The organism is Mesorhizobium sp. M3A.F.Ca.ET.175.01.1.1, assembly GCF_004791945.1.
Lineage (GTDB): Bacteria > Pseudomonadota > Alphaproteobacteria > Rhizobiales > Rhizobiaceae > Mesorhizobium.
The window spans coordinates 57,517-80,321 of record NZ_SRTP01000004.1; the positions used below are offsets into that span (position 1 = coordinate 57,517).

The following is a 22,805-nucleotide window of genomic DNA, read 5'->3' on the forward strand; positions in this document are numbered from 1 at the left end:
TGGCTTACTGGCCAACTTTTTCGATCTGCCTCGTTTTTCGGCGTATACGGCCCAACGTGTCCAGAACTCTTAAGCGCTTCAACGGGACGCCATCATACTCCGTAAGAGAACTGCGGCCGTTTCGATCTACAACGGTCAGCACTGCGCGACACCTGCCGCCTCTGGCATCAAACGCAGCGAGAAAACTCTGGAAGTCCGTCACCTCCGCGCCGTTCCTTTTGCAGAAGGCAGGAAAGGCTTGCCCAAATATGACCGCAGCACTTTTCAATTGGTCCGAAGGGCGGCCTCTGACAACACTCCCGCGCAGGAAGTCGATCTCGATTACTCCACCCGTGCTGATGGCGGCCTCTCCAAACACGTCGGTTTGGCAGTAGCCGACAACAAAGCCCAGGCCACTTGCCATCGAGTCGGCGAAGTTGTGAGCGATCGCGCAAAGACGTTCATGCTTCATCCTAGAAGGATAGCAACCTCATCGCCTGCTTTCCACCCGTGCTGGTCCTTCCGCATTTATGAGTTCACGGCCCGAAGTAAGAAAACCTGTTCTCAATTTCGAGATCCATGCTTTATCCGCGCACCGCCGCGCAGCTCTCCCGTTCGACCAGCACCGGCGCCAGCACCTCACGGCGCGACGGCGCCGCCGGCTCGCCGAGGCGCTCGAGAAGCAGGCTCACCGCGCGCGTGCCGATCTTCTCCACCGGCTGGGCGATCGTCGTCAGCGGCGGCCATGTGGTGACGGCATAGGGAATGTCGTCGAAGCCGACCATCGACATGTCGTCGGGAACCCGCAGCCCGCGCGAGCGCAGCGCGGTGATGGCGCCCATCGCCATCAGGTCGTTGCAGGCGAACACCGCCGTGATCTCCGGCACCTGTTCCATCAGGCGTTCCATCGCCAGCCGTCCGCCGGCGAATTGATAGTCCGAATCCACCACCGATGCGGCGGGCAGGTCGAGGCCCGCTTCCTCGAGCGCCCGGGTGAAGCCGCGCTGGCGGGCGGGGCTGGAGCTCGAATCGCGCGGACCGCCGATCACGCCGACTCTTCGGTGGCCGAGCCCGACCAGGTAGCGGCCGGCGAGATAGCCGCCGTGATCGTGGTCGACCAGCACCGAATCGACATTGACCGAATGGATCTCGCGGTCGAGCAGCACCGCCGGCACGTCGGGTGAAAGGCGCGAGAACACCCGCGCGTGGTCCGACGAGCCGGCGAAGATCAGCCCGTCGATCTGCTTGGCCATCAGCACCGACAGATAGCGCTCCTCCTTTTCGGCGTTGCCGTCGGAGTTGCACAGAATCACCGTGTAGCCGGCCACGAACCCCGCATCCTCGATCTGGCGCGCGACGCTGGCGAAGAAGGGATTAGAATTGTCGGGCAGCAGCAGGCCGATGGTCTTGGTCTCGCCGCGCCGCAGGCTGCGCGCCAGCGAATTGGGGCTGTAGCGCAGGGCGGCGATCGCCGCGCGCACGCGCTCGGCCGTCTTTGGCTCGACATGGCGCGTGCGGTTCATCACATGCGACACGGTTGCGACGGACACTCCGGCGTAGCGCGCGACATCGGCAATCGTTGTCATAGCCCTTTGGTCCTGGTTACTCCTGCTTGTCCCACGCAACTCCGGGCGAAAAAACGCCTACGCATTTTTGCGCGGCGTGCATTAGCGGATCCTCCGCAACAGCCGCTCCCGATACGCGTCTAGAATGACGGCGAGCACGATGACAAGGCCAATCACGATCGGCTTGAAATTGTCGCCGACACCAAGCAGCTGCAAGCCGGTGCTGAGCACCTGCAGGATGCAGGCGCCCACCAGCGTGCCGATGATCGAGCCCTTGCCGCCGCTGAGGCTGGTGCCGCCGATGATGACGGCGGCGATCGCGTTGAGCTCGTAGCCGACGCCGGCGATCGGGCTGCCGATGTTGAGGCGCAGGAGATAGACCATGGCCGCGATGCCGGCCGTCAGGCCGCTGATGGTGAAGGCAGCGACCTTGTAGAAGTCCGGGTTATGGCCGGAGAGCCGCACCGCCTCGTCATTGGTGCCGACGGCGAAGATCATGCGGCCGAAGACGGTGAAGCGCAGCACGAACCAGCCGGCCGCGATGACCAGCACCGCGACCAGGAAGATCGACGGCAGGAAGCCGCCGATGATCAGGTTGCCGAAATCGACGAAACTCTGCGGCAGGCCGGTGATGGTCGAGTTGTCGCTGACGACGCGGGCGGCACCCGCCGCCATGTTGAGCATGCCGAGCGTGACGATGAAGGAGGGGATCTTCCAGCGCGTCGAGATCCAGCCGTTGAGCAGGCCGCAGGCCGCCCCGGTTGCCATGCAGGCGAGCAGCGCCAGCGTGATCGCCGCCGCCGGCGACAGGCTCTCGTTGATCATGACCGTCGCGCCGACCACGGTGCACAGCGCCAGCACCGAGCCGACCGAAAGGTCGATGCCGCCGGTGAGGATGACGAAGGTCATGCCTGCCGCCAGAACCGTGTTGATGGCGATCTGCACGAAGATCTTCAACGCATTGCCGGGCGTCGCGAAATAGGGCGCGCTGAGCGAGAAGAACAGCGTGATCAGCACCAGCGCCAGGAGCACGCCGGCGTCGCGGATGAGGAAGCGCAGGAACTTCGCCCGGCCGGGGGAAACGGGCGCCGCCACGAGGGGTTCGGACGTCTCGCTCATGGTCGCACATACTCCTGATAGGCCAGCGACAGGATGCGCTCCTGGTCGAATTCGGCGCGCGGCACCTCGCCGACGATTCTGTTCTTCGAGAAGACGATGATGCGGTGGCACATGCCCATCAGCTCGGGCAGGTCGGACGACACCATGATGATGCCCTTCTGCGCCGCCGCCAACATCCAGAGCAGCTGGTAGATCTCTCGCCGCGCGCCGATGTCGACCCCGCGCGTCGGCTCGTCGAGGATCAGCGTTGAGGTGCCGCGGAACAGCCATTTGGCCAGCACCACCTTCTGCTGGTTGCCGCCCGAGAGGTTTCGCACCGCCTGCTCGATCGAGCTTGCCTTGACGCGCAGCTGGCCGATCAGATCCCTGGCCACTGCGGCTTCGGCGCGGCGGTTGACCAGCCCATGGCGCGAAACCTTTGCCAGATCGGTGATGGTGATGTTCTTGTCGACGGCCAGGTCGAGCAGCAGCCCCTGGCCCTTGCGGTCCTCGGTGAGCAGGCTGAGCCCATGCCGCACGGCATCCTTGGGTGCGGTGATCGCTACCGGCCTGCCGTCGATCTCGACGATGCCGTCGAGCTTGGGATCGGCGCCGAACAGGGCCCGCATGGCCTCCGTGCGGCCGCTGCCGACCAATCCGGCGACGCCCAGGATCTCGCCATGCCGGACGGCGAAGGAAATTTCGGGCGTCGCTGCGCTGCGCTTCAGACTGGCGACGCTCAGCGCGATCTTGCCCGGCACGATCGAGGCGTCGAAGCTGTATTCGTCGGCGATGTCGCGGCCGATCATCATGCGCACCAGGTCGGGCACTGCGAGGCCGCGGAGGTTGCGTGTCGCCACCAGCCTGCCGTTGCGCAAAATGGTCACCCGGTCGCCGATCTCGAACACCTCATGCAGGCGATGCGAGATGTAGATGATGGTGACGCCCTTGGCCTTCAGCCGCTTGATGATGGAAAAGAGCCGTTTGATCTCCGGCGGCGTCAGCGTCGCCGTCGGTTCGTCGAGGACCAGGAGCTTGCTGTCGTAGCTCAGCGCCTTGGCGATCTCGACCAGCTGCATCTGCGCGACGCCCAGCGCCTCGACGCGGGTCCGGGGGTCGACGTCGAGCCCGACCTCCTCGAGCAACGCCACCGCGCGCCGGTTGAGCGCCTTGCCGTCGACGATGCCGAAGGCGCGGCGCGGCAGGCTTTCCAGCATCAGGTTCTCGGCGATGCTGAGATAGGGCAGCAGGTTGAGTTCCTGATGCACGATGCGGATGCCGCTCTGCTGCGCATCATGCGGCGTCTTCGGCTCATAGGGCGCGCCGTTGAATGCGATCGAGCCGCTGTCCGGCTGGTAGATGCCGGCGAGCAGCTTGATCAGCGTCGACTTGCCGGCGCCGTTCTCGCCCAGGATGATATGGGTTTCGCCGCGCGCGATCGACAGCGAGACGTCGCTCAGCGCGACGGCGCCGGGAAAGATCTTTCCGACCCCTTGAAGGGAAAGAATCACGTCGTCCATGGGCAGCGAAAAGTCCTGAGCTCCGCTCTTCTACCGCGAAAGCGATAGGAACGCGCCATCCTCGCCGCCGGAACAGGCCGGCGGCGACGATCAGGTAAAATGGGCGATAGCACCAGCTATCGACGCTGGTGCCGTTGGCAGTTTCACGCCGTGACCAGCTTGATGTCCGTCTTGACCCAGCCGGAGAATTTTTCGCCGGCGAGCTCGCGCAGGCCGTAGTCGATGCCGAGCGCCGCCATCTGCGCGCCATACTGCTCGACGGTGGCGAGCATCTTGCCTTCCTTGAGCAGCGGCCCGACGGCCGGGATGTTGTCGAATCCGACCACCTTGATCTGGCCCGACTTGCCGGCCGCGTCGATCGCCTTGACGACGCCGAGCGCCATCGAGTCGTTGGCCGCCATCACGCCCTGGATATCCGGGTGCTGGGTAAGGAAGTTGGTCATCAGCGTGTTGGCTTCCTCGGTCTCCCAATGCGCCGTCTTGGAGTCGAGCAGGTCGAGGCCGTGTTCCTTGACCGCGTCGTCGAAGCCGAGCTTGCGCTGCTTGGCGTTGTCGGCCTCCGGATTGCCTTCGAGGATGACGACCTTGCCGCCCTTGCCCAGCGCCTTGCCGAGCGCGTCGCCCGCCAGCTTGGCGCCGGCCCGGTTGTCCGGGCCGAAGAAGGCGAGATCGATGCCGGCCTTCTTCTTGGCTTCCTCGTCGAGCGCGACGTCGATGTTGATGACCTTGATGCCGGCCTTCAGCGCCTTGGCGATCGGCGTCACCATGGCCTTGGAATCGGCCGGCGCCACGACGATGATGTTGTAGTTCTGGGTGATGAAGTTCTCGATCGCATCGACCTGCGCGGCGAAATCGCGCTCGTCCTTCATGCCGACGGCGGCGAAATCGAACTTGTCCTTGTTCTTGGCCGCATACGCCTCGGCGCCGGCCTGCATCTGCTTGAAGAACTCGTTGGCCAGGGACTTCATGACCAGGCCGACCTTCGGCTTGTCGGCAGCGAAAGCCGGGCCGAATGGCAGTGCGAGCGCGCCGGCGGCAAGCGCGCTGGTCCTGAGAAACTGGCGCCGCGAGAAGCGGCTTAGATCGAGTCCATGCGACTTTGAAGTCTTGCTCATGCTTTCCTCCACTCATTAAGCCGTAATCGGTTACGTAACCGATTACGTGAAAGTAAGATGTTATTTTATCAGGTGTCAATATCGACGGTAAGCCACATCCCGAGCGCCGCAGCAATATTGGGGAAGTCGGTCCGGCTTAGCGCCAGCCCAGCGCCGGCGCGACGTGCTTCAGGATCGCCTCGATGACATGGGCGTTGTAGTCGACGCCGAGCTGGTTGGGCACGGTGAGCAGCAGCGTGTCGGCCTCGGCGATCGCCTGGTCTTGCCTGAGCTGTTCGACCAGGACGTCCGGCTCGGCGGCATAGGTGCGGCCGAAGACGGCGCGCTTCTCCGGCTCGATATAGCCGAAATGGTCCTCGCCCTCGCTGCCGCCGAAATAGGCGCGGTCCATGTCGTTGACGAGCGCAAAGATGCTGCGGCTGACCGAGACGCGCGGCTCCCTGGCGTGGCCGGCTTCCTTCCAGGCGGCGCGGTAGGCGCGGATCTGCTCGGCCTGCTGGATGTGCAGCGGCTCGCCGCTCTCGTCGAATTTCAGCGTCGAGCTCTGCAGGTTCATGCCGAGCCTGGCCGCCCATTCGGCGGTGGCGTTGGTGGCGGCACCCCACCAGATGCGCTCGCGCAGGCCAGCGGAGAACGGCTCCAGGCGCAGCAGCCCGGGCGGGTTGGGAAACATTGGCCGCGGATTGGGCTGCGCAAAACCTTCGCCGCGCAGCAGGTCCAGGAAAATCTCGGCGTGGCGGCGCGCCATGTCGGCGTCGCTCTTGCCCTCTTCCGGCACGTAGCCGAAGTATCGCCAGCCATCGATCACCTGCTCGGGCGAGCCGCGGCTGATGCCGAGCTGCAGCCGCCCGCCGGCGATCAGGTCGGCCGCGCCGGCATCCTCGGCCATGTAGAGCGGGTTTTCGTAGCGCATGTCGATGACGGCGGTGCCGAGCTCGATCCGCTTCGTCTTCGCGCCCGCCGCGGCCAGCAGCGGGAAGGGCGAGCCGAGCTGCCGGGCAAAATGGTGGACGCGGAAATAGGCGCCGTCGGCGCCGAGCTCCTCGGCCGCGACCGCCAGGTCGATCGATTGCAGCAGCGCGTCCGCTCCCGAGCGCGTGCCCGATTGCGGCGCGGGCGACCAATGCCCGAACGAAAGAAACCCGATCTTCTTCATGCGCTCCATTCCAGTCCGGAGCGGCTCGCCGAGCCGCTGAAATTCGTTTGTTGCCCAGGAAAAGCCAACGCTTTCGGCCTGGGAATTTCGTGAAGACAGGTAGTAGGGCAGGGCAGCGATTCAACGGACACTGAATTGATACAGACTGTCAATCAGTACGGATCCAGACGCCCTTGGTGTGGAGATATTCATCGAGATGCTCGGCGCCGCCCTCGCGGCCGTAGCCGCTCATCTTGTAGCCGCCGAAGGGCACCGCCGGGTCGATGGCGTGATAGGTGTTGACCCAGACCGAGCCGGCGCGCAGCCGGTTGGCGAGCTGATGCGCCTTGCCGACGTCGCGGGTGAACACGCCGGCGCCGAGTCCGTAGGGCGTGTCGTTGCCGCGCCGCACCGCCTCGTCCAGCGTGTCGAAGGGCAGCGCCGAGATGATCGGCCCAAAAATTTCCTCGCGCGCGATGCGCATGCCGTCGCTGACCCCTGAGAACACACCGGGCGTCATGAAATTGCCGGCGGCCAGGGCGCCCTCGGTGATGCGCATGCCGCCCGTCAGCAGCCGCGCGCCTTCGCGCGCGCCGTCCTCGATGAAGCCTGTGACACGCTCGAGCTGCCGCGGTGAGATCAGCGGCCCGATCTCGGTGTCGGGATCGGCGCCGTCGCCGATGCGGAGTTTCGCGGCGAAGGCGGCGACGCGCTCGACGAATTCGTCGTAGATCGGCCGCTCGACGAAAAGCCGCGAGCCGGCAATGCAGATCTGGCCGGAATTGGCGAACACGGACATCGCCGTCACCGGCACGGCGCGCTCGATATCGGCATCGGCCAAGACGATCACCGGCGACTTGCCGCCGAGTTCCAGCGACACGCGCTTCATGTTGGCGGCCGAGGCGCGCAGGATGGCCTGGCCGGTGGCGGTCGAGCCGGTGAAGACAAGCTTGTCGACATCCATATGCGCGGCCAGCGGCGCGCCGGCTTCCGCGCCGGTGCCGGTCACGACATTGACGACGCCGGGCGGCACGCCGGCCTCCTGCATCAGGTCGGCGATCAGGAGCGGCGTCAGCGGCGCCTCTTCCGAGGGCTTCAAGACGATGGTGCAGCCGGTGGCCAGAGCCGGGCCGATCTTCCAGATCGAGGCGGCGGTCGGCGCATTCCAGGGAATGATCGCGCCGACCACGCCGACCGGCTCCTTGCGCGTGTAGGAGACGATCTCGCCCGGCAGCGAATTGCCGATCGTGTGGCCGTGGATCGACGTCGCCATGCCGGCATAGAAGCGCAGCATGCCGAGCACGCGGTTCCTGTTGGCCAGGGTGCGGGTGATCGGCATGCCCATATCGGTGGTGTCGGAAAGCGCCAGCTCTTCCCAATGCCGCTCCATCAGATCGGCAATCTTCAGCAGGAGCAGCTGTCGCTCATAGGGCTTGAACCGGCTCCACGGCCCTTCGAAGGCGCGGCGCGCCGCAGAAACCGCGAGATCGATGTCTTTCGCGTCGGCCTGCGGCACGGTGCCGATCAGGGCGCCGGTGGCCGGGTTGCGCGTTTCGAATGTCCGGCCGCTGACAGCGTCGCACCACTGGCCGTCGATCAGCATCTGCCGGTGCCGGCCGTCGATCGGGGTGCGTGGGGAAAGACGTCTCGCCGGTATCGCCATCCGGTTGTTTCCTTAGCTGGTTCGTGGCGTTATGGCATCGCCTAAGATCGGGCTGCAAGGCGGGCACGCCGCCGCCGGTCGTCCGCATATTCCAATCTGCCATAGTTTGGGCTTCATAACCGATTGAACAAGGGCTGCGCGTCGAGCGTGATCACTCGGCGGCAATGCTGGAGACCCGACCTTTGCACGACCTGACACCCATCCTCTCCACCGTCACGGCATCGTTCCTGGCGTCCTTTGTCGAGGTCGTCGAAGCCTTCACCATCGTGCTTGCCGTCGGCGTGACGCGCAGCTGGCGCCCGGCGCTGACGGGCGCCGCGCTGGCTCTCGCCGTGCTGGCGGCGCTGGTGCTGGCCTTCGGACCGCTGCTGGCGCTCGTCCCCATCACCGTCCTGCAATTCGTGGTCGGCGTGCTTCTCATCCTGTTCGGCATGCGCTGGTTGCGCAAGGCGATCCTGCGCAGAGCCGGCATCCTCGCGCTGCGCGACGAGGAGGCGGCCTTCTTGCGGCAGACCGCCGCGCTTGGCCGCCAGGCGGCCGACCGCCGCGCCGACTACCTGGCCGGCGTGGCGGCCTTCAAGGCGGTGCTGCTCGAAGGCGTGGAGGTGGTGTTCATCGTCGTCGCCGTCGGCGCCGCGCATGGGCAGACGCTCTATGCCAGCCTGGGTGCGCTGGCGGCTTTCGTGCTGGTGATGCTTGTCGGCCTGGCCGTCCACCGCCCGCTGGCGCGCGTTCCGGAAAACGCGCTCAAATTCATTGTCGGGCTGATGCTGACCAGCTTCGGCGTATTCTGGACCGGTGAGGGCCTCGGCGCCGAGTGGCCCGGCGAGGATTTCGCGCTCATAGCCATTTTCGGCATCATTGCCGGGACGTCCTTCGCCATCGTGCGCCGGCTGCGCGGCGTCTATCCTAGGCCCGCTGAAGGAAGCGCCCGATGAAGATCCTCAGCCTCATCCTGAAGGAGCTGGTCGGCATGTTCGTCGACGACGGCAGCCTGGCGCTGTTGGCGCTGGTCCTGATCGCCTTGATCGGAGCGGCCGTGAAGCTGCTCGGACTGCCGCCGCTCGCCGGCGGCGTGCTGATCCTGCTCGGCTGCCTCGCCATATTGTGGCAGAGCGCCCGCCGCGCGGCACGTGAGGGAGAGAGGTGATGGGCTACCGGCCGCCCGCCCTGCGGAAATCGGAGGGAGACATGCCGGCAAGCTTGCGGAACGACTTGTTGAAGGCGCTCAGCGAGCCGAAGCCGGAGTCCATCGCCACCTTAAGAACATTGGCATCCTCATGCATCAGCAGCGCCTGCGCGTAGCTCAGCCGCAGCAGGTTGACATACTCGTTGAGCGTCATGCCGGTCGATTTCTTGAACAGGCTCATGGCGTATTTCGGGTGAATGTCGGCGGCGGCAGCGATGTTCACGCAATCGATGTCGTAAAGGAAATTTTCGGCGATGAAGTCGCACATGCGCCCGACATTGCGCGACGACTGCTGGTCGAAGGGATTGCCGGCACCTTGCCCCGGTCCGGTCCCCGGCACCAGCCGGTACGGCTCGAAGCGCACCCGCTCGAGCCTCAACAGCAGCTCGTTGACGGCATGTTCGGCCTTTGCCGGATCGCCCGAGCGCGCATACTCGTTCCAGCGTCTGAAATTATCATTGTCAGACTGGTCGGTGGCATTCGTCACCAGCGTCGCCCCGGTCATCAGCCGGTGCCTGACATCGGCCGGCAAATGCAGCCTGAAGAAATGCACCAGCGGCAGGTGCGCGCCGGCATAGATGGCGTCATCCGTCAGGTCGTCCATCTGGTGCGGCAGGCCGCCCCAGAACAGGCACATCTCGCCGGCCGAAAGCGATATCTCATGCTCCGCCATGCGGTAATGCACGCTGCCGCGCACGATGAAGTTCACCTCGACCTGGGCGTGCCAGTGGGGTTTCAGCATCACCAGCGGATGGTTGTGGAACATCTGCAGCGCCAAGGGCAGGCCTTCGACGCTGCTCGCGCCGGGCTGATAGAACGGACGCCCAGGCATCTTACTTTCCGCCAACTTCTTATTCCCTTTGTCGGGGACAAGCCTTCCGCGCCGCATAATCTAGCCACGCTCACGGTGAGAGAGCAAACGAAATGGGAGGATTTCAATGCGCACCACACTGACCTGCGCCACGCTTTTGCTTGCGCTGGGCTCCGGCCCGGCGCTGGCGCAATCCGGCGAAATCACGATTTGGAGCTGGAACATCGCCGCTTCCTCGCTGAAGGCCACGGTAGCCGGCTTCAACAAGAAGTATCCCGACATCAAGGTCACCGTTCAGGACCTCGGCAATCAGCCTACCTATGACAAGTCGATTGCCGGTTGCGCCGCCGGCGGCGTCGGTCTGCCCGACATCGTCTCGATCGAGAATGGCGAGGCCGAGAACTACTGGAGTCAGTTCCCCGACTGTTTCGTTGACCTGCACACGCTTGGCTACACCGCCGAGGACGAGAAGAAATTCCCCGATTTCAAGCGCACCGAGCTCGAAGTGGGCGACAAGGCCTACGCGATGCCGTGGGATTCCGGACCGGTGGCGGTGTTCTACCGCCGCGACTTCTACGAAAAGGCTGGCGTCGATCCCGCCTCGATCAAGACCTGGGACGATTTCATCGCCGCCGGCAAGAAGATCCAGGCCGTCAATCCCGGCGTCACCATGACCAATGCCGATTTCAACGGCGACACCGAATTCTTCCGGATGATCTCCAACGAGCAAGGCTGCGGCTACTTCGCCGAGGACGGCCAGTCGATCACGGTCAACCAGCCGAAATGCGTCGATACCCTGACCAAGATCAAGGAGATGAAGGACGCCGGCATCATGTCGTCGGCCGACTGGGGCACCAAGATCACCAACAACACCGCCGGCACCGTCGCCAGCCAGGTCTATGGCGGCTGGTATGAAGGCACGATCCGCACCGAATCGCCGAAGGAGAGCGGCAAGTGGGGCGTCTACCCGATGCCCAGCCTCACCGCCGACGGGCCGCGTGCCGCAAATCTCGGCGGCTCCTCCTTGGCCATCACCTCGGCCAGCAAGAACAAGGAAGCGGCCTACGCCTATCTGAAATACACGTTGGAGACCAATGAAGGCCAGATCACCATGCTGAAGGATTTCGGCCTGGTGCCGTCGCTGATCTCGGCGCTCCAAGACCCCTACGTCTCGCAGGGTCTGGACTACTGGGGCGGCCAGGCGGTGTGGAAGGACATTCTCGCCACCCTGCCCAAGGTGGTGCCGAGCCGCGGCACGCAGTTCCAGAGCGATGCCGAGATCATCATGCGCGCCGTGCAGACCAAATATCTGGGCGGCGGCTATCCGGATGCCAAGGCGGCGCTCGACGACGCCGCCAACCAGATCGCCTCGGCGACCGGCCTGCCGGTAAAGTGAGGAGGCGGGAATGGTGCCGCTGGCAGTTTCGACAGCAAGATTGCCGGACCGTCGGCGCTGCCCCTCACCTGCCTGCCGGCATCCTCTCCCCGTATAGTGACGGGGAGAGGGGCGCTGTCGCCAACGGTTTCGCCAATCGCCAAGGTCGGGGGGGCGCCGGCGGTGCGCCCAGCCCCTTCTCCCCGTCACTATACGGGGAGAAGTGCCCGGCGGGCGATGAGGGGCGGCGGCGGCATCGACAGTTGAGGCTGCGCTGAAATGGAACCGCGAGCCACACCGGCATTATAGCTGACACGACGCCAGAGGCGGCATGTCACAATCCCGGAACCGGAAAGGAGGAAGACGATGCGCTACCGGAACGCCACCGCGTATCGCTTCCTCACGCCCTATCTGCTGGTCTTCGCCATTTTCTGGATCTGGCCGATCATCAGTTCCTTCCTGATCTCCTTCCAGGCGACTCGCACCGTGCCGTGGCGATTCGCGCCGGCCTTCAACTGGGGCCGCCTGATCGGCGACCCGGCCTTCTTCAACGCGCTCAAGAACACCCTGCTGATCCTCGTCATCCAGGTGCCGGTGATGATCGCGCTGGCGATCGTGATGGCGGTGCTCTTGAATTCGCCACTGCTGAAACTGCGCGGTCTCTACCGCTTCGCCTTCTTCGCTCCGGTCGTGGTCGGCGAGGTGGCCTATTCGGCGGTGTTCCGGCTGATGTTCAGCCTTGATTTCGGTATCGTCAACAAGCTGCTCAACGGCGTCGGCCTGCCGAAAATCGACTGGTTCTCCAACGTCACGCCGGCCATGGCGCTGATCATGATCGCGGTCACCTGGCGCTGGGCCGGCTACAACGCCATCATCATCCTCGCCGGCCTGCAGTCCATTCCGGACGACGTCTACGAGGCGGCGACGCTGGATCGCGTCAGCAAGGTCAAGCAGTTCTTCTACATCACCTTGCCGCTGCTGAAGCCGGTGATCGTCTTCTGCGCCGTGCTGTCGATCATCGGCACCATGCAGCTCTTCACCGAGCCGTTCCTGATCACCGAGCGCGGCGGACCGGGCGGCGGCACCGAGACGCTGGGTCTCTTGCTTTACCGCCAGGGTTTCCGCTCGCTCAATTTCGGCTATGCCTCGGCCATCGCCTACACCATGGCCGGGCTGGCGATCGCCATCACCCTGGTGCAGCTCTGGCTGACGAGAGACCCGAAATGACCTCGCGCGCCAACAATCGCCTCGGCCGCAGCATCCTGCTACATCTCGTCCTGACGCCGCTGGCGCTGGTCTGGCTGTTCCCGCTGTGGATGATGGTGGTGTTCGCCACCATGCCCGACAACGCCATCTTCAGCCCCGGCATCCAGCTTCTGCCGCGTGACAGCTTCCTCGACAATGTCGGCAATCTCGAGCGCGACACCAATTTCATCGGCGCCATCGGCATCTCGGTCTCGGTCGCGGTGACCTACACCTTTCTGTCGGTGCTGCTCACCTCGATGGCCGGCTGGGCGCTGGCGCGCTACGAGTTCTTCGGCAAGGGCATGGTGGTGGCGATCATCTTCGGCACCATCACGCTTCCCTATGCGGTCGTGCTGATCCCGCAATTCATAATGGTGGCGCGCGACTTCCAGCTCGCCAACACCTGGGTCGCGCTGATCGTGCCGCCGCTGTTCAATTCGCTCGGCGTGCTCTTCATGCGCCAGGCCTTCTCGATGATGCCGGCCGAGCTGTTCGACGCCGCGCGCGTCGAGGGCGTGAAGGAGTGGCGCATCTTCCTTTTCGTCGCGCTGCCCCTGGCGCGGCCGATGCTGGCGGCGCTTGCCATCATCCTCTTCCTCGCCTCCTGGAACAATTATCTGTGGCCGCTGCTGATCAACAGCCAGCCCGGCGCGATGACGGCGCCGGTCGCGCTCGGCACGCTGATCGGCCTGACCAAGGTTTCATGGGGCGGCATCATGGCCGGCGCCGTCATGCTGACCGTGCCGATGCTTGTCGTCTTCGTGCTGCTGCAGCGTCATTTCATCGCCGGCATCGCCGCCGGCGCAGTCAAATAGGACAGGACCAGGATGGCTGCGGTCACCCTCACCAATGTCGTCAAGCGCTTCGGCGTCTTCGAAGTCGTCCATGGCGCCAGCATCGACATCGCCGATGGCGAGTTCGTCGTCTTCGTCGGCCCGTCCGGCTGCGGCAAGTCCACGCTCTTGCGCATGGTCGCCGGGCTCGAGGACATCAGCAGCGGCGAGATCGCCATCGGCGGCAAGGTGGTGAACGATGTCGAGCCGGCCGACCGCGGCATCGCCATGGTTTTCCAGTCCTACGCGCTCTATCCGCATATGACGGTGGAGCAGAACCTCAGCTTCGGTCTGAGGATGAACGGCAACCCCAAGGCCGACACCGATCGGCGGGTGAAGCGCGCCGCCGAAATCCTGTGCATCGACGAGCTGATGCAGCGGCGGCCGAAGCAATTGTCCGGCGGCCAGCGCCAGCGCGTCGCCATCGGCCGCGCCATCGTGCGCGAGCCGCAGGTCTTCCTCTTCGACGAGCCGCTCAGCAACCTCGACGCCGAATTGCGAGTCCAGATGCGGATCGAAATCTCGCGCCTGCACAAGGAACTCGGCGCCACCATGATCTATGTGACGCACGACCAGACCGAGGCGATGACGCTGGCTGACCGGATCGTCGTGCTCAAGGCCGGCAATGTCGAGCAGATCGGCGCTCCGCTCGACCTCTACGACGATCCGGCCAATCGCTTCGTCGCCGGCTTCATCGGCTCGCCGAAGATGAATTTTATCGCCGCGAGGGTCGTCGAGGCAGGGCACGGCTTCGCGACCATCGAACTCGTCAATCATGGCGGCGCGAGACTGCGCAAGCCGCTTTGCGACGCGGCACCGGCCGCAGGCGCCGAGGTGGCGCTCGGCGTTCGGCCCGAGCATTTCTTCGAGGCCGGGCAAGGCGACTGCGACATCGCCGTCAAGGCCGAGGTCGCCGAGCATTTGGGCTCGGTAAGCTACGTCTATGCCGATGCCGGGCCAGAGGAGCTGATCATCGAGCGCGAGGCCGCGCGTCAGCGCGCCAGCGGCGACCACTTCACCGTCTCGATCAAGGCCGACCGCTCGCTGCTCTTCGATAAGACAGGCGCGCGCATCCGCTGACTTTCCTTTCCTGCCCGATCGCCAAGGCGAGCGCGGCGACCCATGGAGAATTTTGACATGACATCCATATCCAGAAAGATTCGCTGGGGCATTCTCGGGCCCGGCAGCATCGCAAGATCCTTCGCCGGCGGCGTCGCGCAGTCGCGTACCGGCGAGCTGGTCGCGCTCGGCGCCCGCAACCCCGGCAAGCCGGGACTCGCCGAAGCCTTTGCGGGTGCGCGCATCCTCGGCGGCTACGAGGCGCTGCTTGCCGATGACTGCGTCGACGCCGTCTACATCGCGACACCGCATCCCGGCCACGCCGAATGGGCAATCAAGGCCGCGGAAGCCGGCAAACATGTGCTGTGCGAGAAACCGCTGGCGCTGACCGCCTTCGAGGCGGATGCCATGATGCACGCGGCCCGCAAGGCCGGCACGTTCCTGGGCGAAGCCTTCATGTACCGGCTTCACCCGCAGACCCGGCAGCTGGTCGAGCTGATCAAGTCAGGCGTCATCGGCGAGGTTCGCATGATCAAGTCGAGCTTCGGCTTCGCCATGCCGGGCTTCATGCCCGAGCATCGGCTTTATGCCAACGAGCTTGCCGGCGGCGGCATTCTCGATGTCGGCGGCTATCCGGTGTCGATGGCGCGGCTGATCGCGGGTGCGGCGGCGGGACGACCTTTCCTCGAGCCGGACAGGGTAGTGGGTGCCGCCCATCTCGGCCAATCGAGAGTCGACGAGTGGGCCTCGGCGCTGCTCACCTTCCCGGGCGGCATCGTCGCCGAGGTCTCCTGCAGCATTTCGCTGAACCAGGACAATGTGCTGCGCATCTTCGGCACCAAGGGTCACATCGAGGTGCCCGACTTCTGGTTCGCCGGCGGCAACCGCGATGTCGGCCTGGGCCGGATCGACGTGGTCCGATCCGGGGCTGCGCGCGAAACCGTCAGCGTCAACGAGACGCGTCATCTCTATTCCTTCGAGGTCGACGCTGCGGGCGAAGCAATCCAAGCGGGCCGGCAGGAATTCGCCTGGCCGGGCATGAGTTGGGCCGACAGCCTCCATAATCTGCGTGTTCTCGACAAATGGCGTGCCGCGGTCGGGCTGGAATACGAAATCGAGAAGCCGGCAAAGCGCATCAACACCATCTCCGGCCGGCCGCTCAGGGCCGGCGGCACCGCCATCGGCAAGCGCACCATTCCGGGACTGCCGCGGCCGGCTTCGCGGCTGGCGCTCGGCTTCGAGGATTTCCGCACCTTCTCCTCGGGCTCGATCCTGCTCGACGCTTATTTCGAGGCCGGCGGCAATCTGTTCGACACCGGCTATGTGTACGGCGGCGGCTACACCGAGACGCTGCTCGGCCAATGGCTGAAGAATCGCGGCGTGCGCGAACAGTCGGTCATCATCGCCAAGGGCGCCCATTCGCCGCTCTGCTACCCCGATGTGATCGGCAAGCAGCTCGCCCAGTCGCTCGACCGGCTGCAGACCGACCATGTCGACATCTATTTCATGCACCGCGACAATTCGGACGTGCCGGTCGGCGAATTCGTCGACGCCATGGACCGGGAGGTGAAGGCCGGCCGCATCCGCGGCCCGTTCGGCGGCTCCAACTGGACGATGGAGCGCATGGATGAGGCGATTGCCTATGCCGAGCGCACCGGCAAGCAGAAGCCGGGCGCGCTCTCCAACAATTTCTCGCTGGCCGAGATGCTGGAGCCGATCTGGGCCGGCTGCATCACTTCTTCGAGCGATGATTGGAAAGCCTGGCTGACGGCAAGGCAGATGCCGAACTTCGCCTGGTCGAGCCAGGGCCGCGGCTTCTTCACCGATCGCGCCGGCCGCGACCGCACCGACAATGAGGAGTTGGTGCGCGTCTGGTATTCGCAGAAGAATTTCGGCCGCCGCGACCGGGCGATCGAACTGGCGCGGAGGCTCGGCAAGAGCCCGATCCATGTCGCGCTGGCTTACGTCTTGGCGCAGCCCTTCCCGTCGGTGCCGCTGATCGGTCCGCGCACGCTGGACGAGCTCGAGGACAGCTTGAAGGCGCTGGACATTGAGCTGTCGGCGGAAGATGTGGCGTGGCTGGACAACGGGCCGGAGAGAAGGCGGGCGTAGGAGCCGACGCTTGAGATTGGCGAAGGCCGCCGCGACATCCAATCTCCCCCCTTGCGGGGGAGATGCCTGGCAAGGCAGAGGGGGGTGCTGTCCCGCCGGCGTCTCCTAACATGTGACTGGCACGAGAAGACAGGCCAAAGCCGGCATTCCTTCACACCCCCCTCTGGCCTGCCGGCCATCTCCCCCGCAAGGGGGGAGATCAGCAGTTCCACCGCCCCGCCTCACCGATCCACCCGCGTCGACAAGATGATCGACGACGACGTCCGTTCCACCCCGTCCATCGCTCCGATCCGGTCGAGCAGCGCGTCGAGATCGCGGATCGACGGCGCGTCGACGATGACGATCATGTCGAAATTGCCGCTCACCGAATGCAGCGTCCTGACTTGCGGCAGCGCCTCCAGGCTGCGCACCACCTTGTCGGCGAGCTTGGGCGTGACGGTGAGCAGGACATGCGCCTTGACCAGCCCCTGCTCATAGTCCGGTGACAGCCTGACGCCATAGCCGGCGATGATGCCGCGCTGTTCCAGCCGCTCGATCCGGCTCTGCACCGTGGTGCGCGACACGCCGAGCTGTCTTGCGAGCTCCGCGGTCGAGGCGCGTGCGTTGGCGCGCAGCAGCGAAAGCAGGGCCTGTTCGGCATTGCTGATCATTTCGACGAAACCTCTCGGCAATAAGCTTAAACTTGAGCTTCACTTTGACAGATTCCACGCTTCTTTTCGACGGGCAAGCTGCGATGATCCCGGCAGCTCGAATCGGCCCCGTCCGAATTGGCCCACCCGAATTGGAGAGGGTATGATCATGAAGAACATCGTTGTCGTCGGCGCCGGCAAGATCGGCTCGACCATCGCCGAGATGCTCAGCGCCACGGGCGACTATCACGTCACGCTCGTCGACCGCTCGGCCGCCCAGTTCGCCGCGGCCGAATTGCCCGCCGCCGTCGCGACGCGCGAGCTCGACATCGCGGCGCCGGGCGCGCTGGAGGCAGTGTTCGCCGGCAAGTTCGCGGTGCTGAGCGCCGCGCCTTTCCACCTCACCACGCGCATCGCCGAGGCAGCCGCCGCCGCCGGCGTGCACTATCTCGACCTCACCGAGGATGTCGTCAGCACGCGCCGGGTGAAGGAGCTGGCGCGCGCCGCAAACAGTGCCTTCATTCCGCAATGCGGCCTGGCGCCGGGATTCATCTCGATCGTCGCCAACGATCTCGCCAGCCGCTTCGACACGCTGGAAAGCGTGCGCATGCGCGTCGGCGCCCTGCCGCAATATCCGTCCAACGCGCTGAACTACAACCTGACCTGGAGTACCGACGGCGTCATCAACGAATATTGCGAGCCCTGCGAGGCGATCGTCGAGGGCGAGCTGATCGAGGTGCCGCCGCTGGAGGAGCGCGAGGAGTTCTCGCTCGACGGCGTCACCTACGAGGCCTTCAACACCTCCGGCGGTCTGGGCACGCTGGCCGAGACGCTGAAGGGGAAGGTGCGCACGCTGAACTACCGCACCATCCGCTATCCCGGCCACGCCGCGATCATGAAGGCGCTGCTCAACGATCTCGGGCTGCGCCACCGCCGCGACGTGCTGAAGGACATTTTCGAGAGCGCGCTGCCGGCGACGCTGCAGGACGTGGTCATCGTCTTCGTCACCGTCTCCGGCCGCAGGAACGGCCGCCTGCTGCAGGAGACCTACGCCAACAAGATCTACTCGCACCGCGTCGGCGACGTCGTGCGCAGCGCCATCCAGATCACCACCGCCTCCGGCATCTGCGCCGTGCTCGACATGCTGGCCGACGGCACCCTGCCGGCCAAGGGCTTTGTCCGCCAGGAAGACATCGCGCTCGACGCCTTCCTCGCCAACCGCTTCGGCCGCGCCTACGCCCAGCACGAGATGGTGAGCCGATTAGCGGGGTGAGCTGTGTGATCTTCCCCCTTGAGGGGAAATGTCGCCGAAGGCGACAGAGGGTCGCCGCGCGTGGAGCGCCAACCTCCATCTGTCGCAACGGAGTCGCATCCAGTCGCATCGACCCCCTCTGGCCTGCCGGCCATCGCTCCCTCTAAATATGCAGCGCGTGGCCTAACGCCTTCAGCGCCGCTTCCTGGAACCCCTCGCCCTGCGTGGGATGTGCATGGATGGTGCCGGCGATGTCTTCCAGCCGCGCCCCCATTTCCAGCGCCAGGCCGAAGGCCGCCGACAGCTCCGACACACCCTGCCCGACCGCCTGGATGCCGAGCACCAGGTGATTGTCTGCCCGCGCCACGACGCGGACGAAACCGTCCTCGCCTTGTTTGGTCATGGCGCGGCCGTTGGCGGAGAACGGAAACTGCCCGATCTTGATCTCGCCCGCGAGCGCTTTCGCCTCGTCCGGCGACAGCCCGGCGGTGACCAGCTCCGGATCGGTGAAGCAGATCGCCGGGATCGCGCGCCTGTCCCAACTTCTTTTGTGGCCGGCGACGATCTCGGCCACCATCTCGCCCTGCGCCATGGCGCGATGCGCCAGCATCGGCTCGCCGGTGACATCGCCGATGGCGTAGATGCCGCGCATCGAGGTGCGGCACTGGTCGTCGATGCGAATGAATTTTCCCGCCATGTCGAGGTCGATCTGCTCCAGGCCCCAACCCTCGGTGAGCGGCTTGCGGCCGACCGTTATCAGGATCTTGTCGGTAGCGAGTTTGGCGTTCTTGCCGTCGGCCGCCTCGACAAGCAGCGCATCGCCTTTGGTCGACAGCCCCCTGGCCTTGGCGCCTTGCATCACCTCGACGCCGAGTTCGCCCAGACGCTTGAGCACCGGCCTTGTCAGCTCGGCGTCATACTGCGCCAGCACGCGCGGCAACGCCTCGACCACAGTGACCTTGGCGCCCATCTTGGCAAAGGCCATGCCGAGCTCGAGCCCGATATAGCCGCCGCCGACCACGACGAGCTTGCCCGGCACTTCGCTGAGCGCCAGCGCTTCGGTCGACGAGATGACCGGTCCGCCGAAGGGCAGATCCGGCAAGGCGACCGAAGCCGAGCCGGTGGCAATCACCACCGTCTCGGCGCGGATGATTTGGGTCCCGGTCTCGGTCTCGACCACGACGCTCTTGCCGTCCCGGAACGTCGCCCAGCCATGCACGGTCTTGACCTTGGCCTTTTTCAATAGCCCCGCGACGCCGCTGGTGAGCCGGCTAACGATACCGTCTTTCCAGCTGATCGTCCGCGCCAGATCCAGCGCCGGCGTGGCCACCGCGATGCCGAGCGGGCTCTGTGCCCCCGCCAGATGCGCGATTCTGTCGAACTCTTCCGCCGCATGGATGAGCGCCTTGGACGGGATGCAGCCGACATTGAGGCAGGTGCCGCCCGGCTTGCCAACCTCGACGATGACGGTGTCGACGCCCAGCTGGCCGGCGCGGATGGCGCAGACATAACCGCCTGGACCGGCACCGACGACGAGCAGCTTGCAGGAGATTTCTTTCATGACGTTCTCGTTGCTGAGCACGGGGATTTTGGCTGACCCAATCGCAGACCGTGGCGATTGGCCGATATCCTTGGAACGTCATCATCCTGGGGCGGAGCAAGGAGCGTAGCGACGCGCGTAGACCCCAGGATCCATGCCGTGACGTGAGGGCGTTGCAACGGTCCAGAATTCTGGTCCGCCGCGCCCTTCGGCCGAGGTCGCGGCATGGATCCTCGGGTCAAGCCCGAGGATGACGAAGCTAAGGGGGCACCGTCCGCATCCATACGACTATTCCACGAAGATCAGCGCCGGCGTCTCCAGCAGCGTCTTGATGCGCTGGACGAAGACGGCGGCATCCCAGCCGTCGATGACGCGGTGGTCGAAGCTGGATGACAGGTTCATCATCTTGCGCGGCATGAACTGCGTGCCGTCCCACACCGGCCGCACCATCATCTTGTTGACGCCGACGATCGCCACCTCCGGATGGTTGATGACCGGCGTCGTCGCCACGCCGCCCATGGCGCCGAGCGAGGTGATGGTGATGGTCGAGCCCGAAAGCTCGTCGCGGCTCGCCGTGCCCGACTTGGCCGCCTCGGCGAGCCGGTTGACCTCCGCGGCGCAATCCCACAGGTCGCGCGCCTCGGCATGCTTGACCACCGGCACGACGAGGCCGTTGGGCGTCTGCGCGGCGATGCCGATATGAATGCCTTCGTGCTGGTGGATGATGCCGGCTTCGTCGTCGAACAGCGCGTTGAGGCTGGGCTGGTCGGCGATGGCCTTGACCATGGCGCGCATCAGGAAGGGCAGCAGCGTCAGCTTTGGCCTGTCCGCTCCGTGCGCGCCGCGCTTTTCCTTATTGAGCGTGGCGCGCAGCTCCTCCAGCGCGGTGACGTCGATCTCCTCGACATAGGTGATGTGCGGGATGCGCGATTTGGCGAGCGCCATCTTCTCGGCGATCTTGCGCCGCAGCCCGACGACCTTGATGTCCTCGACGCCGTCCTTGCGCGTCAAGCCGGTGGCGCGGGCAAGCTGCGGCCCGCGGGCCAGGAAGGCTTCGATATCCTCATGACTGATGCGCCCGGCCGGACCACTCCCTGCAACCTGCCTCAGGTCGATGCCGGCCTCCTTCGCGCGCAGCCGCACCGCGGGCGAGGCCAGCGGCTTTTCGCCTTCCGCGCGCGGCGCGCCAGAAGTCGGCGCAGCACCCCCACCCCTGACCCCCCGAAAGCGGGAGGGGGATTGCGGTGCCGGCTCACGATCTCGTGCCGGCGCCTCTGCGGTTGAAGAAGTCATTGGCCTGGCAGCGGCCTTGGCGGTCGAAGCGTGTTCCCCTCGCCCTTGTGGGGAGGGGTCAGGGGTGGGGGTCGGTGCCGCCATGACCTCCGACGGTTGCGCGCCCGCCACGACATTTCCATCGCCGGCAACCTTCAGCCGCACGATCGGCGACCCGATCGCCACCGTGTCGCCGATCTCGGCGCCGAGCCACAGGATCTCGCCGTCGACCGGAGACGGAATCTCGACCGTCGCCTTGTCGGTCATGACGGCCGCCAGCACCGTGTCCTCGCGCACCAGGTCGCCGAGCTTGACATGCCACTCGACGAGCTCGGCCTCGGCGACGCCTTCGCCGACATCGGGAAGCTTGATCACATATTCGCCCATCGTGATTCCTCTCAGGCTTCCATGGTCTCGACGAGCGCCCGCCCGACCCGTGCGGGGCCGGGGAAATATTCCCACTCCTGCGCATGCGGATAAGGCGTGTCCCAACCGGCGACTCGCGCCACCGGGGCCTCCAGATGGTAGAAGCAGTTCTCCTGCACCAGCGCGACCAGCTCGGCGCCGAAGCCCGAAGTCAGCGTCGCCTCATGCACCACCACGCAGCGGCCGGTCTTCTTCACCGAGGCGACGATGGTGTCGAGGTCGAGCGGCAGCAATGTCCTGAGATCGATGATTTCGGCATCGATGCCGGTCTCCTCGGCAGCGGCCTGCGCGACATAGACCATGGTGCCGTAGGCGATCACGGTGACCGCCGCGCCCGGCCGGCGGATCGCCGCCTGGCCGAGCGGAACCGTGTAGTGGCCGTCGGCAACCTCGCCGAGCGCGTGCTTCGACCACGGCGTCACCGGCCGGTCGTGATGACCGTCGAAGGGGCCGTTGTAGAGCCGCTTCGGCTCGAGAAAAATCACCGGGTCCGGATCCTCGATCGCCGCGATCAGCAGCCCCTTGGCGTCATGCGGATTGGACGGCACCACCGTCTTCAGGCCGGAGACATGCGTGAACAGCGCTTCCGGGCTCTGGCTGTGCGTCTGGCCGCCGAAAATGCCGCCGCCGGTCGGCATGCGCACCACGATCGGGCAGGTGAAATCGCCGTTCGAACGGTAGCGCAGCCGCGCCGCTTCCTGCGTCAGCTGGTCGTAGGCCGGATACATGTAGTCGGCAAACTGGATCTCGACGCAGGGCTTGAGCCCATACGCCGCCATGCCGATGGCCGAACCGACGATGCCGGATTCGCTGATTGGCGCATCGAAGCAGCGGCTTTTGCCATACTTCGCCTGCAGCCCTTGCGTGCAGCGGAAGACGCCGCCGAAGAAGCCTACGTCCTCGCCATAGACGATGACGCGCTCGTCGCGTGCCATGGAGACATCCATGGCGTCGCGGATCGCCTCGATCATGGTCTTTCTCGGCATG

At 65.3% G+C, this 22,805-nt stretch carries 20 protein-coding genes; 8 read left to right on the plus strand and 12 right to left on the minus strand.

Features of this window, described 5'->3' with window-relative positions; translation table 11 throughout:
• Nucleotides 1-4: 4 nt before the first annotated feature.
• From EN818_RS11715 to EN818_RS11745, 7 genes are all read right to left on the minus strand, one after another.
• Nucleotides 5-451: a hypothetical protein gene (locus EN818_RS11715; RefSeq protein WP_095805352.1), complete on the minus strand. Its 447-nt coding sequence runs from the start codon at nucleotides 449-451 to the stop codon at nucleotides 5-7.
• Between the two features lie 112 nt (nucleotides 452-563).
• Nucleotides 564-1,565 carry a substrate-binding domain-containing protein gene (locus tag EN818_RS11720; protein ID WP_095805351.1) on the minus strand — a complete coding sequence of 334 codons (1,002 nt, stop codon included), beginning with the start codon at nucleotides 1,563-1,565 and terminating at the stop codon, nucleotides 564-566.
• Between the two features lie 81 nt (nucleotides 1,566-1,646).
• Nucleotides 1,647-2,663, minus strand: a complete 1,017-nt coding sequence (locus tag EN818_RS11725; protein WP_095805350.1) for an ABC transporter permease — start codon at nucleotides 2,661-2,663, stop codon at nucleotides 1,647-1,649.
• Nucleotides 2,660-4,162, minus strand: coding sequence for a sugar ABC transporter ATP-binding protein (locus tag EN818_RS11730; protein ID WP_176478342.1), 1,503 nt, complete (start codon nucleotides 4,160-4,162; stop codon nucleotides 2,660-2,662). Before EN818_RS11730 ends, EN818_RS11725 begins: the two co-directional genes overlap by 4 nt.
• A 143-nt stretch (nucleotides 4,163-4,305) precedes the next feature.
• The gene (locus EN818_RS11735) at nucleotides 4,306-5,277 is read right to left on the minus strand and encodes a sugar ABC transporter substrate-binding protein (protein WP_095805463.1); all 972 of its coding nucleotides are present in this window, start codon (nucleotides 5,275-5,277) and stop codon (nucleotides 4,306-4,308) included.
• Between the two features lie 136 nt (nucleotides 5,278-5,413).
• Nucleotides 5,414-6,433 carry an LLM class flavin-dependent oxidoreductase gene (locus EN818_RS11740; protein ID WP_095805462.1) on the minus strand — a complete coding sequence of 340 codons (1,020 nt, stop codon included), beginning with the start codon at nucleotides 6,431-6,433 and terminating at the stop codon, nucleotides 5,414-5,416.
• 148 nt (nucleotides 6,434-6,581) lie between these two features.
• Nucleotides 6,582-8,075, minus strand: coding sequence for an aldehyde dehydrogenase family protein (locus EN818_RS11745; RefSeq protein WP_095805348.1), 1,494 nt, complete (start codon nucleotides 8,073-8,075; stop codon nucleotides 6,582-6,584).
• 182 nt (nucleotides 8,076-8,257) lie between these two features.
• On the opposite strand from EN818_RS11745, the gene EN818_RS11750 reads away from it, so the two are divergent.
• Nucleotides 8,258-9,013, plus strand: a complete 756-nt coding sequence (locus EN818_RS11750) for a COG4280 domain-containing protein (RefSeq protein WP_095805461.1) — start codon at nucleotides 8,258-8,260, stop codon at nucleotides 9,011-9,013.
• Nucleotides 9,010-9,225, plus strand: coding sequence for a hypothetical protein (locus EN818_RS11755; protein ID WP_095805347.1), 216 nt, complete (start codon nucleotides 9,010-9,012; stop codon nucleotides 9,223-9,225). Before EN818_RS11750 ends, EN818_RS11755 begins: the two co-directional genes overlap by 4 nt.
• 4 nt (nucleotides 9,226-9,229) lie before the next feature.
• Here EN818_RS11755 and EN818_RS11760 read toward each other — a convergent pair whose 3' ends face one another.
• Nucleotides 9,230-10,096 carry a helix-turn-helix domain-containing protein gene (locus EN818_RS11760; RefSeq protein ID WP_095805460.1) on the minus strand — a complete coding sequence of 289 codons (867 nt, stop codon included), beginning with the start codon at nucleotides 10,094-10,096 and terminating at the stop codon, nucleotides 9,230-9,232.
• 106 nt (nucleotides 10,097-10,202) lie between these two features.
• Between EN818_RS11760 and EN818_RS11765 the strand changes: the two genes are divergently transcribed.
• The 5 genes from EN818_RS11765 to EN818_RS11790 all read left to right on the plus strand — a co-directional run bounded on the left by EN818_RS11765 (nucleotide 10,203) and on the right by EN818_RS11790 (nucleotide 16,699).
• Nucleotides 10,203-11,471: an ABC transporter substrate-binding protein gene (locus EN818_RS11765; protein ID WP_095805346.1), complete on the plus strand. Its 1,269-nt coding sequence runs from the start codon at nucleotides 10,203-10,205 to the stop codon at nucleotides 11,469-11,471.
• Nucleotides 11,472-11,816: 345 nt separating this feature from the next.
• On the plus strand, nucleotides 11,817-12,677 hold the full coding sequence (locus EN818_RS11775) for a sugar ABC transporter permease (protein ID WP_095805345.1): 861 nt from the start codon (nucleotides 11,817-11,819) through the stop codon (nucleotides 12,675-12,677).
• Complete coding sequence (locus EN818_RS11780) at nucleotides 12,674-13,510, plus strand: carbohydrate ABC transporter permease (RefSeq protein WP_095805344.1); 837 nt, start codon at nucleotides 12,674-12,676, stop codon at nucleotides 13,508-13,510. The genes EN818_RS11775 and EN818_RS11780 overlap by 4 nt, the downstream gene beginning before the upstream one ends.
• A gap of 12 nt (nucleotides 13,511-13,522) precedes the next feature.
• Nucleotides 13,523-14,608, plus strand: coding sequence for a sn-glycerol-3-phosphate ABC transporter ATP-binding protein UgpC (ugpC, locus tag EN818_RS11785; protein ID WP_095805343.1), 1,086 nt, complete (start codon nucleotides 13,523-13,525; stop codon nucleotides 14,606-14,608).
• A 57-nt stretch (nucleotides 14,609-14,665) separates the two neighbouring features.
• Complete coding sequence (locus EN818_RS11790; RefSeq protein WP_095805459.1) at nucleotides 14,666-16,699, plus strand: aldo/keto reductase; 2,034 nt, start codon at nucleotides 14,666-14,668, stop codon at nucleotides 16,697-16,699.
• Between the two features lie 221 nt (nucleotides 16,700-16,920).
• Here EN818_RS11790 and EN818_RS11795 read toward each other — a convergent pair whose 3' ends face one another.
• Nucleotides 16,921-17,349 carry an Lrp/AsnC family transcriptional regulator gene (locus EN818_RS11795; RefSeq protein WP_095805342.1) on the minus strand — a complete coding sequence of 143 codons (429 nt, stop codon included), beginning with the start codon at nucleotides 17,347-17,349 and terminating at the stop codon, nucleotides 16,921-16,923.
• A 148-nt stretch (nucleotides 17,350-17,497) separates the two neighbouring features.
• On the opposite strand from EN818_RS11795, the gene EN818_RS11800 reads away from it, so the two are divergent.
• Nucleotides 17,498-18,601, plus strand: coding sequence for a saccharopine dehydrogenase family protein (locus tag EN818_RS11800; protein WP_095805458.1), 1,104 nt, complete (start codon nucleotides 17,498-17,500; stop codon nucleotides 18,599-18,601).
• Between the two features lie 142 nt (nucleotides 18,602-18,743).
• On the opposite strand, the gene lpdA is transcribed toward EN818_RS11800, so the two are convergent.
• From lpdA to EN818_RS11815, 3 genes are all read right to left on the minus strand, one after another.
• Entirely contained in the window at nucleotides 18,744-20,141 is a 1,398-nt protein-coding gene (gene lpdA / locus EN818_RS11805) for a dihydrolipoyl dehydrogenase (RefSeq protein WP_095805457.1), read from the minus strand.
• 267 nt (nucleotides 20,142-20,408) lie between these two features.
• Nucleotides 20,409-21,779, minus strand: coding sequence for a dihydrolipoamide acetyltransferase family protein (locus EN818_RS11810; protein ID WP_095805341.1), 1,371 nt, complete (start codon nucleotides 21,777-21,779; stop codon nucleotides 20,409-20,411).
• An 11-nt stretch (nucleotides 21,780-21,790) separates the two neighbouring features.
• A complete protein-coding gene (locus EN818_RS11815) occupies nucleotides 21,791-22,804 on the minus strand; it encodes an alpha-ketoacid dehydrogenase subunit beta (protein ID WP_095805340.1) in 1,014 nt (337 codons plus the stop codon).
• Nucleotide 22,805: the final 1 nt, after the last annotated feature.